The sequence below is a fragment of the Stenotrophomonas sp. ATCM1_4 genome (assembly GCF_004348115.1).
Classification (GTDB): Bacteria; Pseudomonadota; Gammaproteobacteria; order Xanthomonadales; family Xanthomonadaceae; genus Stenotrophomonas; species Stenotrophomonas capsici.
Window position 1 is genome coordinate 3,415,154 of record NZ_QPFB01000001.1, and the last position, 12,161, is coordinate 3,427,314.

Here is a 12,161-nt window from a genome sequence, read left to right on the forward strand (position 1 = left end):
GAGCGTGATTCCGCTCTACCATGAACGACAAAGGCGCCGTCGGCGCCTTTGTCGTTCAACCCGGATCGCACCGATCACGCCTTGGCGTGACGGCTGCACCAGCTGGACAGGAACACCGCGGTAGCCGAGGCCACGTTGAGGCTTTCCACCGCGCCGGTGCCGGGGATGGACAGGCGCAGGTCACAGCCCTGCGCGAAATCGCGGTCCATGCCTTCGCCTTCGGCGCCCATCACGTAGACCATGCGCGCCGGCAGCGCCGTGGTGAACAGGTTCTCGCCCCCCTCGACCAACGTGGCCGCCAACCCGAAACCGGCGCCACGCAGTTGCGCCAGCGCTTGCGGCAGGGCCGGCAGGCGGACCAGTTGCACCGCCTCGGCGCCGCCTTCGGCAACGCGTGCCGCCGCACCGGACAACGCCAGCGTGGATTCGGCCGGCAGCAGGATCGCCGACACACCGAAATGCGCCGCCGAACGCAGGATCGCGCCAAAGTTGTGCGGGTTGCCCACGCCATCCAGCCACAGCGCCAGTGCCGGGCCATCGGCCAACGTGTCCAGCCACGCCGCCAGCGCAAGCGGCTCCTGCCGCACCACGTCGGCGACGACGCCTTCGTGGTGGGTGGTGGCGGCGAGCTTGTTCAGGTCACCATCGCCCACCACGCGGTAGCCGACGCGGTTGGCCACACACCATTTCAGCACCGGCTGCAGCCGCGGGATCATGTCCTCGGCCAGGTACAACTTGCGCAACGCCTGCGGACGGCGGGCGAACATGGCCTGCACGGCGTTGAAACCGTACAGGCGCAGCTCGTCGCTGCCACGCACCGGCGGGCCACCGGCCCCTGCGCCATCGCGCGGGCTGGCCGGCAACGGGGTCGCGCGCGGCGGGCGGGAGGACGGGCGTCGGTTGTTCCAGGGGTTGCTCACTGCTTGAGTACTCGCTTACTTGTTGGTGCGCCAGAAGTCGGCGTTCTTGATGCCCAGTGCATCCGGGTTGAAGACCGGGTCCAGGCCCTGCTTCTTCTGCCGCTCGTAGTCGGTCAGCGCCAGCATCGCCGGCTTCTGCAGGATCAGGATCGCGATCACGTTCAACCAGGCCATCAGGCCGACGCCGATGTCGCCCAGCGCCCACGCCATCTTGGCGTTGTGGAAGGCGCCGAACACCACCATGCCCATGATGCCCAGGCGCAGCACCAGCGTGGCCGCCGGATGGGTGCGGTTGCTGCCGGCCAGATAGGTCAGGTTGGTTTCGGCCATGTAGTAGTAGGCCATGATGGTGGTGAAGGCGAAGAAGAACAGCGCCAGCGCCACGAAACCCGCGCCCCAGCCCGGCATCACCGACTCCACAGCGGCCTGGGTGAACAAGGCACCTTCGGACGGGGCCACGCCGGGCACGCCGGTGACGATGGCCTCCAGCTTCTGCACCCCGTCGACGGTGACTTCGCGGAAGACGTTGTACATGCCGGTGGACAGCACCAGGAACGCGGTCGAGGTGCACACCAGCATGGTGTCGAAATAGATGGCGAAGGCCTGCACGTAACCCTGCTTGGCCGGGTGCGAGACCTCGGCGGCAGCGGCGGCGTGCGGGCCGGTGCCCTGGCCGGCCTCATTGGCGTAGATGCCGCGCTTGACGCCCCAGGCGATGGCCTGGCCGATGATGCCGCCGAACGCCGCGTGCGCACCGAAGGCGCTGGAGAAGATGTCGGCGAACATCGTCGGCACCTTGCTGGCGTTGAGCATCATCACCACGATGGCCATCAGGATGAAGCCCAGTGCCATGAACGGCACCACCACCTCGGCGAAGCTGGCGATGCGCTTGACGCCACCGAAGATGATCACGCCCAGCAGCACCGCCACGGCGATGCCGATCCACAGCTTCATGCTGCTGGCGCCGCCCATCGAGGCACAGGCATCGGCCCCGGAGCACATCACCGCCACCGCGCTGTCGGCGATGGCATTGGCCTGCACGCCCGGCAGCAGGAAGCCCGCGGCGACGACCGTGGCAAGCGCGAAGGCGGCCGCGTACCACTTCAGGCCCATGGCCTTCTCGATGTAATACGCAGGGCCGCCACGGTAGCGGCCTTCGCCGTCCTTGACCTTGTAGATCTGGGCCAGCGTCGACTCGACGTAGGAGGTGGAGGCGCCCAGGAAGCCCATCACCCACATCCAGAAGATCGCGCCGGGGCCGCCGTAGGCGATGGCGGTGGCCACGCCGGCGATGTTGCCGATGCCCATGCGCCCGGCCATCGACATGGCCAGCGCCTGGAAGGAGGACACGCCGGCTTCGGACTTCTGGCCGCGCACGGTCAGCCGGCACATTTCCGCGAAGCCACGGATCTGCATGAAACGGGTACGGAGGGTGAACCACAGACCTGCGCCCAGACACATGAAGATCAGGGCGTTGCTCCAGATGATGCCGTTGATGTATTCGACGATGGATTCCACGTATTTCCCCGGAAAGCTGAAAGTGATCAAGCCCCGGGCCCCGGGACCGACCGATTCTTCCACGATTGAGCCGTGCTGTGCACGCCTGTCGGGCCAATTGCGGCAAACTCCCAAGCCGGGAGCCGCAACGCATGTCATACCGCTGGCCATCCCTGGACACCGATCGACGGTCGGTGCCGTACTCGGCGCATCCCTGCTTGAACATCCCCCAGGCTGCGGCAGCCCCCTCGCCGCCGCGGCCCGGATCATCATCGGGCGGTGCGGACACCGCCCCATTCATGCCTGACACCGCTCGGCTCAGGCATGCCCGCCCACCGGCGGGGTCTGGCGCTCCTGCCGTTCCAGCTCGTTGGCCACGGTCTCCGGCGACTGCGTGTACGGGGCCAGCAGCGCGTAGAACGCCGGCACCACGAACAGCGACAGGAACGTGGACACGGTGACACCGAAGATGACCACGATGCCGATGGTGGCGCGGCTGGCCGAGCCCGGCCCGCCGGCGAGCACCAGCGGGATGGCACCGACCACGGTGGCGATGGAGGTCATCAGGATCGGGCGCAGGCGCACCACCGACGATTCGACGATGGCCTGGTGCACGTTGCGTCCCTCGTCGCGCAGCTGGTTGGCGAACTCCACGATCAGGATGCCGTTCTTGGCCGCCAGTCCCACCAGCATCACGATGCCGATCTGGCTGAACAGGTTGAGCGTGCCGCCGCTGATGTACAGGCCCAGGAACGCGCCGAGCACGCCCAGCGGCACGGTCAGCATGATCACCAGCGGGTGGATGAAGCTCTCGAACTGCGCGGCCAGCACCAGGTACACCACCAGCAAGGCCATGCCGAAGGTCAGCAGCACCGCACTGCCGGTGCTCTGGTACTCGCGCGACTCGCCCTTCCAGTCGATCTGCGCGTACTCCGGCAGTTCCTCGCGCGCCACGTCCTGTACCCAGGCGATGGTCTCGCCCAGCGTGTGGCCCGGGGCGACGTTGGCGCTGATGGTGATCGCGCGCAGGCGGTTGAAGCGGTTGAGGCTGCCGGCCTCGGCCACTTCGCTGAGCGTGACCAGGTTGGACAGCGGCACCAGTTCGCCGGAGCGTGCCCGCACCTGGATGGCCGACAGGTCCGCCGGCGAGGTACGTCCCTCGCGGCCGGCCTGCACCAGCACGTCGTACTCCTCGCCGTTGTCCACGAACGTGGTGACGCGGCGCGAGCCCATCATGGTTTCCAGCGCGCGGCCGATGGCGGTGACCGAGATGCCCAGGTCGGCCGCGCGCTGGCGGTCGATGTTCACGCGCATCTGCGGGCGGGTTTCCTTGTAGTCGGAGTCGGCACCGACCAGCCCGGGGTAATCGGCCATGCGCGCCAGCAGGCGGTCACGCCACTGCGCGATCTCCGCGTACTCCGGGCCGCCAAGCACGATCTGGAACGGCTGGCCCATGCTACGCACCAGGCCGCCGCCGACCATCGTGCGCACGCGCACGCCGCTCAGGCCGTTGAGTTCCTTCTGCAGGTCATTGGCCACGTCGCTGGTGGCCTCGTGGCGGTCGCGCCACGGCTGCAGGAACACGCTGATGCGGCCTGTGTGCATTTCCTCGCTGTTACCCCAGCCGCCGGGCACGCGCGGGTTGGCGCGCACGATGGGTTCTTCCGGGCCGACAAAGCGCGAGACGATCTGCTCCACCTGCTGCACCTGGCCGACGGTGTAGTCGTAGCCGGCGCCTTCCGGGCCGTCGATCATGATCTGGAACGAGCCGCGGTCCTCGGCCGGCGCCAGCTCCGAGGGCAACAGTTTGAACAGGCCCCAGCTGGCACCCAGCGCGGCCAGCATCACCACGCCGAAGATCCAGGTGCGCTGCACGTGGCGATCCAGCACCCGGCCATACGCGGCCGAGACGCGCTCCAGCTCGCGGTTGACGAAGCGGTTGATGCGGCCGGGCTTCTGCTCGCTGTGCGGCTTGAGCAGCTTGGAGGCCATCATCGGCGTCAGCGTCAGCGCGACGAAGGCCGACAACGCCACCGCCGCGGCCAGCGCCACCGCCAGTTCGCGGAACAGGCGGCCGGTGTTGCCTTCCAGGAAGCCCACCGGCAGGAACACCGCCACCAGCACCGCGGTGGTGGCGATCACCGCGAACGCCACCTGCGCGGTGCCACGCCGCGCGGCCACCAGCGGCGGCTCGCCCAGGTCGATGCGGCGCTGCACGTTCTCCACCACCACGATGGCGTCATCGACCACCAGGCCGATGCACAGCACCAGCGCCAGCAGGGTGAACAGGTTGATCGAGAAGCCGAACGCGAACAACGCGATGAACGCCGCCACCAGGCAGACCGGCACGGTCACCGCGGGAATCAGCGCCGCGCGCAGGCTGCCCAGGAACAGCCAGATCACCGCCAGCACCAGCAGCATCGCCTCGACCAGCGTCCAGTACACGCGCTCGACCGCCGCCTCGATGAAGGTGGTGTTGTCGAAGGCGACGAAGATCTGGGTGCCCTTGGGCAGGGTCTGGGCGATGCGCTCGGCCTCGGCGCGGGTGGCGCGGGCCACGTCCAGCGCGTTGGCGGTGGAGGTCTTGACGATGCCCAGGCCGATGCCCGGCTCGCCATTGCTGCGGTAGTACGCGCGGCGCTCGGACGAGGCCAGCTCGACCTTGGCCACGTCGCCCAGGCGCACCACGTAGCCATCGTTGCCCTTGCCCAGCGGGATGCTGGCGAAATCGGCCGGCGCGACATAGCTGCGCTCCACGCGCAGGGTGAAGTCGCGGTCGGCCGACTCGATGCGGCCGGCCGGCAGCTCGACGTTCTCGTTGCGCAGCGCGGTTTCCACCTCGTTGACGGTCAGCCCGCGCGCGGCCAACTGGTCGCGGTCCAGCCAGATCCGCATCGCGTAGCGCTGGCGGCCACCGATACGCACCTGTGCCACGCCGTCGATGCTGGAGAAGCGGTCCACCACGTAGCGCTCGGCGTAGTCGCTGAGCTCCAGCGTATCCATCGCCGAGGAGGCCATGTTGAACCAGATGATCGGGTCGGCATCGCTCTCGACCTTGGCGATCTCCGGCGGGCGTGCTTCTTCCGGCATGCGGTCGGCAACCCGGCTGACCGCGTCGCGCACGTCGTTGGCGGCGGCCTCGATGTCGCGGTTGGCGGTGAACTCGATGCTGACCGAGGCACGCCCGTTGGTGCTGCGTGCGTTGATCGTATCGATGCCCTCGATGCCGGCCAGCGCGTCTTCCAGCACCTGGGTGACACGGCTTTCGATCACCGCCGCCGAGGCGCCGGTGTAGTCCACCGACACCGACACGATGGGCGGGTCGATGGCCGGCAGCTCGCGCAGGGTCAGGCGGTTGAACGACATCACGCCCAGCACCACCAGCAGCAGGCTCATCACCACGGCCAGCACCGGCCGCTTGATCGAAAGATCGGAAAGCTTCATCCGGCCTTCGCCCCGGTGGCCGCGGCCGGCGCCGCCTTGGCCGGCCGGGCATCTTCCACCCGGATGCCTGGGCGCAGCTTGCCGGTGCCATCGACGACGATGCGCTCGCCGGCCTTCAGGCCCTCGGTGATCTCGACCACGCCGGCGCGGCGGGTGCCGGTGCGTACGTCAACCCGCTCGACGCTGGCATCGTCCTTGACCCGGTACACGAACGAATCCCGTCCGACCTGCACCACCGCGATCTCGGGAATGACCAGCGCCTGCCGCTCCGGGCGGAACACCCGCACGTCCAGCAGCATGCCCGGCCGCAGCGCGTGGTCGGCGTTGACGAAATCGGCGCGCACGGTGACCGCGCGGCTGCCCGGGTCAACGCGCGCATCGACGGTGCTCACCTCTCCATCGAAGCTGCGCCCCGGGTAGGCGACGCTGCTGCCGGTGACCTTGTCGCCCGGCTGGAGCGACGCCAGTTCGGCCTCCGGCACCTGGAAATCGACGTGCACGCGCGAGATGTCATCCAGCGTGGCGATGGCGGTGGTCGGGGTGACCAGCGAGCCCGGGCTGACCTGGCGGATGCCCAGTACCCCGGCGAATGGCGCCCGTACCTGGCGGTCGGTGATGTCCGCGCGCATCTGCCGCACGCGCGCCTCGGCGGCGTCACGGATGGACTTCTGGGTGTCCAGGGTGGAATGCGCGACCAGCTGCTGGGCGGCCAGCTCACGCTGGCGCAGGTACAGCCGGTCGGCCTCGGCGAAGGTCGCCTGGGCCTGGGCCAGCGCTGCCTGCTGGGCATCGCCGCGCAGGGTGACCAGCGGGGTACCGGTCGTCACCTGCTGGCCGCTTTCGAAATGCACCGTGTCGATGATCTCGCTGACCTTGGCGGTGACGATGATCGACTCGCGCGCCTTGGCGGTGCCGATGGCCTGCAGCGTGTCATTCCAGGCCGAAGGCTGCACCACCTGGAGGGTGACCGGCACGGCGTCGCCGGCCTGGCGTGGCGTTTCAGCGCCCTTGCGGTTACAACCGGCCAGGGCCAGTGCCAGGACAGTGGCCCCAGCCACGGTGAAGGCAGAACGCCGCAACATACACAATCCCGTCATTTACACGATCCAGCAGTCTAGCGGCCGCCGGTTACGGTGATATGTGCCGTTAGGGGGGGAACGGGGGCTTTGGCTTTGGCTTTGGCTTTGGCTTTGGCTGTTGCTGTTGCTGTTGCTGTTGCTGTTGCTGTTGCTGTTGCTGTTCCCTTCTCCCGTCCACGGGAGAAGGGGGTGCGCAGCACCGGATGAGGGCGGCCTTTCACCTTCCCCCGAAAGGCCAACGGGCACCCGCCCTCCTTCGCCCTTCGGCCGGTTTCCCCATGAATGGGAGAAGGCACGGCAGGCAGCCCTATCTGCCCGCCCGCGCCCTGTTGAGCCGCTGCCTCATCCCTGCTCCAGCGCCTTCAACACCTGCTCGACCATGGCCGGCACGCTCTCACGGTCCGCCCGCAGATGCAGCTCCGGCGCCACCGGCGCTTCATAGGGCGAATCGATGCCGGTGAAGTTGGGGATCTGCCCGGCACGCGCCTTGCGGTACAGGCCCTTCACGTCACGTGCTTCGGCCACTTCCAGCGGCACGTCGACGAACACCTCGATGAACTCGCCCGGCTCGAAACGCTCGCGCGCCATCTGCCGCTCGGCCCGGAACGGGGAGATGAAGCTGACCAGCACCACCAGCCCGGCATCGGCCATCAGCCGCGCCACCTCGGCCACCCGGCGGATGTTCTCCACGCGGTCCTCGTCGGTGAAGCCCAGGTCGCGGTTGAGCCCGTGGCGGACGTTGTCGCCATCGAGCAGGAAGGTATGCCGGCCCTGCGCGTGCAGGCGCTTCTCCACCTGGTTGGCGACGGTGGACTTGCCGGCCCCGGACAGGCCGGTGAACCACAGCACCTTGGGCTGCTGGCCCTTGATGCGGGCCCGCGCGGCCTTGTCCACGTCCAGGTGCTGCCAGTGCACGTTGCCGGCGCGGCGCAGCGCGAAGTCCAGCGTACCGGCGGCCACGGTCGCATTGCTCTGCCGATCGATCAGGATGAAGCCGCCCAGCGCGCGGTTCTGCGCGTAGGCCGCGAAAGCCACCGGCTCATCCAGCGACAGGTTGCAGAAGCCCACCTCGTTGAGCTCCAGCCGCTTGGCGGCCAGGTGCTCCTGCGTGTTCACGTCCACGCGGTGCTTGATCTCGCTGATGCTGGCGGCCACGGTGCGGCTGCCGATCTGCAGCCAGTACGGGCGACCCGGCAGCAACGCGGCATCATCCATCCACAGCACGTGGGCGGCGAACTGGTCGGCCACCTCCGGCGGATCGTCGGCGGCGGCGATCACGTCGCCACGACTGACATCCACCTCGTCGGTCAACGTCAGCGTCACCGCCTGCCCGGCCGTGGCGACGTCGAGCGGACCGTCCGGGCCAAGCACCTGCCGGACCGTGGAGCGGCGCGCCGATGGCAACACCACCACCGCGTCGCCCGCACGTACCTGCCCGGCGGCCACGGTGCCGGCAAAGCCGCGGAAATCCTGATTTGGCCGGTTGACCCACTGCACCGGCAGGCGCAGCCCACTGGCGGCATCACGGTCTTCCAGCACGAGCGTGTCCAGGTGCTCCAGCAGGTTGGGGCCGTCGTACCACGGCGTCAGCGCCGAACGCACGGACAGGTTCTGCCCTTCCAGCGCCGACAGCGGGATGGCCTGCACGTGGGCGATGCCCAGCTGCGCGGCCAGTGCCTGGTAGTCCTGGACGATGCGCGCGAACACGTCCGCGTCGTAGTCCACCAGGTCCATCTTGTTGACCGCCAGCACCACATGGGCGATGCCGAGCAGCGAGATGATGTAGCTGTGCCGGCGGGTCTGCGCCAGCAGGCCCTTGCGCGCATCCACCAGCACCACCGCCACGTCGGCGGTGGACGCACCGGTGGCCATGTTGCGCGTGTACTGCTCATGCCCCGGGCAGTCGGCGACGATGTACTTCCGGGCGTCGGTATCGAAGTAGCGGTAGGCCACGTCGATGGTGATGCCCTGCTCGCGCTCGGCGGCCAGGCCATCGAGCAGTAGCGCGTAATCGATGCGCTCGCCCTGCGTGCCATGGCGCCGGCTGTCGGCTTCCAGCGCGACCAGCTGGTCATCGAACAGGCGCTTGCTTTCGTACAGCAGGCGACCGATCAGCGTGCTCTTGCCGTCGTCGACGCTGCCGCAGGTGATGAAGCGCAGCAGCGGCTTGGATTCGTGCTGTTGCAGGTACGTGGAGATATCGGAAGAAGTGGTGACCGTGCTCATCAGAAATAGCCCTCCAGCTTCTTCTTCTCCATCGAGGCAGACTGGTCGTGGTCGATCAGGCGCCCTTGTCGTTCGGAGCTGGTGGACACCAGCATCTCGGCGATGATCTTTTCCAGCGTGTCCGCTTCCGACTCGATCGCACCAGTCAGCGGATAGCAGCCCAGCGTGCGGAAACGCACCTTGCGCAGCTGTGGCACTTCACCCGGCTGCAATGGCAGGCGGTCGTCGTCGACCATGATCAGGCTGCCGTCGCGCTCGACCACCGGTCGTTCGGCAGCCAGGTACAACGGCACCACCGGGATGTTCTCGCGGTAGATGTAGAGCCAGATGTCCAGCTCGGTCCAGTTCGACAGCGGGAACACGCGCACGCTCTCGCCCGGGTGGATGCGGGCGTTGTACAGGTTCCACAACTCCGGGCGCTGGTTCTTCGGGTCCCAGCGGTGGCGGTCGTTGCGGAAGGAGAACACGCGCTCCTTGGCACGCGACTTCTCCTCGTCGCGGCGGGCGCCGCCGATGGCCGCGTCGAACTTCCACTTGTCCAGCGCCTGCTTCAGGCCCTGGGTCTTCATCACATCGGTATGCACGCCGGGCCCGTGCGTCACCGGTCCGATGTCCTGTGCGATGCCGTCGGGATTGATATGCACCCGCAGCTCGGTACCGGTCTCGGCCACGCGCCGGTCGCGGAAGGCGATCATCTCGCGGAACTTCCAGCGGGTGTCCACGTGCAGCAGCGGGATCGGCGGCACGCCGGGCGCGAACGCCTTCATCAGCAGGTGCAGCAGCACCGAGCTGTCCTTGCCCACCGAGTACAGCAGCACCGGGTTGTCGAAGGCCGCGGCGACTTCCCGCAGGATGTGGATGCTCTCGGCTTCCAGCCGATCGAGGTGGGACAGGGATCTGTTGGCGGTCATCTGAGAAGGTTTTACGAAGGCGGAGCCTGATTCAGGGCACAACAATACCTGGGTCGACCCAGGATTGGATGACCAGTATCGGTTCAGACACGCACACGACTAAATAAACACAGGGCATCACGCGATAACCCCTGCTCCTTTCTGCTGAACGAAACATTTACCTAGCATCGGTCATCCCTTATCAGACCGGACTGGACATGACCGCCGCCGCCATCGTGCCTCCCAGCCCCTTGCCCGAAGACCGCAGGGTCCTGCTGACGCGACTGGTGGAGGGGCTGGATGGCAACAGCCTGTGGTGGCTGTCCGGCTTCGCCGCCGGGCTGGCCCAGGGCCACCCGCCGCCGCCGCTGGCGGTGATCCCCGGCGGACAACCCGCCGCCCAACCGGCGCCGGCACGCCTGACGGTGGTCTATGGCAGCCAGACCGGCAATGCGCGCCGCGCCGCCGAGCAACTGGCGGCCGAGGTCGAGGCCGCCGGCCTGCCGGTGCGCCTGCTGCGCGCCGACGCCTACCCCACCCGCGAACTGGCCAACGAGCGCCTGCTCTACGTCGTCATCAGCACGCAGGGCGAAGGCGACCCGCCGGACGATGCGATCGGCCTGGTCGAATTCATCGCCGGCAAGCGCGCGCCCAGGCTGCCCGAACTCAAGTACGCGGTCCTGGGCCTGGGCGACTCCAGCTACGCCGAGTTCTGCGGCATCGCCCGCAAGCTGGACAACCGCCTGGCCGAACTCGGCGCCCAACGCCTGCAGCCGGCCGGTGAAGCCGACCTGGACATCGACGCGGTGGCCAGGCCCTGGCGTGTCCAGGCCCTGGCCGATGCCCGCACCACCCTCGGTGAAGCCCTCAGCCCGGCACCGAGCAACGTTACCCCGCTGCGCCATGCCAGCGCCTACAACGCACAACACCCGTTCAGCGCCGAGCTGCTGGCGCGCCAGGTCATCAGCGGCCGTGATTTCAAGGGGCCGGCCTATGCTCGCTACGGCAGCGCCGACAAGCGCGTGCATCACGTCGAACTGTCGCTGGAAGGCAGCGGCCTGCACTACGAGCCCGGCGACGCGCTGGGCATCGTCCACCGCAATCCGCAGGCGCTGGTCCAGGACGTGCTGGCCGCCACCGGCCTGGACGGCGACACGGCCGTGGCCCTTGACGGCCAGGCCCGTCCGCTGTCGCAATGGCTGGCCGAACACCGCGAGCTGACCCGCATCTCGCGTCCGCTGCTGGCCACCGTGGCCGAGCGCAATGCGCACCCGGAGCTGGGGCGGCTGCTCGAACCCGAGCACAAGGCCGAACTGGCGCGCGTGTTCGACGACCACCAACTGGTCGACGTGCTGCGTCGCTGGCCGGCGGACTGGAGCGCCGAGGCACTGGTCGGCACCCTGCGCCCGGCAACGCATCGCCTGTACTCGATCGCCTCCAGCCGCAAGCGGGTGGGCGAGGAAGTGCATCTCACCGTCGACGAACTGCGCTACGACGCCCATGGCTCGGCGCACGTGGGCGCGGCCAGCAGCTTTCTGGCCGCACTGGAGGAAGGCGCGCAGGTACCGGTCTTCGTCGAGGCCAATGAACGCTTCCGCGTCCCGGCCGACGGCAGCCGCGACATCATCATGATCGGCCCGGGTACCGGAGTGGCGCCATTCCGTGCCTTCGTGCAGGAGCGCGCCGAGGTCGGCGCCGGCGGCCGCAACTGGCTGTTCTTCGGTGCACGGCACTTCAATACCGACTTCCTGTACCAGACCGAGTGGCAGGACGCGCTGCGCCGCAAGGAACTGCAGCGGCTGGACCTGGCCTTCTCACGCGACCAGGCCGACAAGGTCTACGTGCAGCAGCGCCTGCGCACGCGCGGCCGCGACCTCTACGACTGGCTGCAGAACGGCGCGCACCTGTACGTGTGCGGTGCGATCGGCATGGGCAAGGACGTGCACGCCGCGCTGCTGGACGTGGTCCGCGAACACGGCGGGCTGGACGAGGACGCGGCGCGTGAGTACCTCACGCAGCTGCACACGGAGGGGCGTTATGGCCGGGATGTGTACTGACGGTTGAGCCGCGGCCCGCGGCGATATGGATATCGCGCCCGAAGGCGC

7 protein-coding genes are annotated in these 12,161 nt (G+C 68.3%); 1 reads left to right on the forward strand and 6 read right to left on the reverse strand.

Annotated features, from left to right (window positions below; genetic code table 11):
• Positions 1-74: 74 nt before the first annotated feature.
• From ATCM_RS15655 to cysD, 6 genes are all read right to left on the reverse strand, one after another.
• The gene (locus tag ATCM_RS15655) at positions 75-920 is read right to left on the reverse strand and encodes a TrmH family RNA methyltransferase (protein ID WP_132865407.1); all 846 of its coding nucleotides are present in this window, start codon (positions 918-920) and stop codon (positions 75-77) included.
• A gap of 15 nt (positions 921-935) precedes the next feature.
• Positions 936-2,438: an alanine/glycine:cation symporter family protein gene (locus ATCM_RS15660; RefSeq protein ID WP_132865408.1), complete on the reverse strand. Its 1,503-nt coding sequence runs from the start codon at positions 2,436-2,438 to the stop codon at positions 936-938.
• A gap of 297 nt (positions 2,439-2,735) precedes the next feature.
• The gene (locus ATCM_RS15665; RefSeq protein WP_132865409.1) at positions 2,736-5,861 is read right to left on the reverse strand and encodes an efflux RND transporter permease subunit; all 3,126 of its coding nucleotides are present in this window, start codon (positions 5,859-5,861) and stop codon (positions 2,736-2,738) included.
• Positions 5,858-6,943 carry an efflux RND transporter periplasmic adaptor subunit gene (locus ATCM_RS15670; protein WP_132865410.1) on the reverse strand — a complete coding sequence of 362 codons (1,086 nt, stop codon included), beginning with the start codon at positions 6,941-6,943 and terminating at the stop codon, positions 5,858-5,860. The genes ATCM_RS15665 and ATCM_RS15670 overlap by 4 nt, the downstream gene beginning before the upstream one ends.
• 339 nt (positions 6,944-7,282) lie before the next feature.
• Complete coding sequence (gene cysN, locus ATCM_RS15680) at positions 7,283-9,166, reverse strand: sulfate adenylyltransferase subunit CysN (RefSeq protein WP_132865412.1); 1,884 nt, start codon at positions 9,164-9,166, stop codon at positions 7,283-7,285.
• On the reverse strand, positions 9,166-10,077 hold the full coding sequence (gene cysD, locus ATCM_RS15685; protein WP_132865413.1) for a sulfate adenylyltransferase subunit CysD: 912 nt from the start codon (positions 10,075-10,077) through the stop codon (positions 9,166-9,168). The genes cysN and cysD overlap by 1 nt, the downstream gene beginning before the upstream one ends.
• Before the next feature lie 197 nt (positions 10,078-10,274).
• Here cysD and ATCM_RS15690 point away from each other — a divergent pair, with 197 nt between their 5' ends.
• Positions 10,275-12,113 carry an assimilatory sulfite reductase (NADPH) flavoprotein subunit gene (locus tag ATCM_RS15690; RefSeq protein ID WP_132865414.1) on the forward strand — a complete coding sequence of 613 codons (1,839 nt, stop codon included), beginning with the start codon at positions 10,275-10,277 and terminating at the stop codon, positions 12,111-12,113.
• Positions 12,114-12,161 lie beyond the last annotated feature (48 nt).

What these genes read in the sequence shown, in the direction of transcription:
- ATCM_RS15665 (WP_132865409.1), bottom strand. Translation starts at nt 5,861, where the DNA reads ATGAAGCTTTCCGATCTTTCGATCAAGCGGCCGGTGCTGGCCGTGGTG.
- ATCM_RS15670 (WP_132865410.1), bottom strand. Translation starts at nt 6,943, where the DNA reads ATGTTGCGGCGTTCTGCCTTCACCGTGGCTGGGGCCACTGTCCTGGCA.
- ATCM_RS15690 (WP_132865414.1), top strand. Translation starts at nt 10,275, where the DNA reads ATGACCGCCGCCGCCATCGTGCCTCCCAGCCCCTTGCCCGAAGACCGC.
- cysN (WP_132865412.1), bottom strand. Translation starts at nt 9,166, where the DNA reads ATGAGCACGGTCACCACTTCTTCCGATATCTCCACGTACCTGCAACAG.
- cysD (WP_132865413.1), bottom strand. Translation starts at nt 10,077, where the DNA reads ATGACCGCCAACAGATCCCTGTCCCACCTCGATCGGCTGGAAGCCGAG.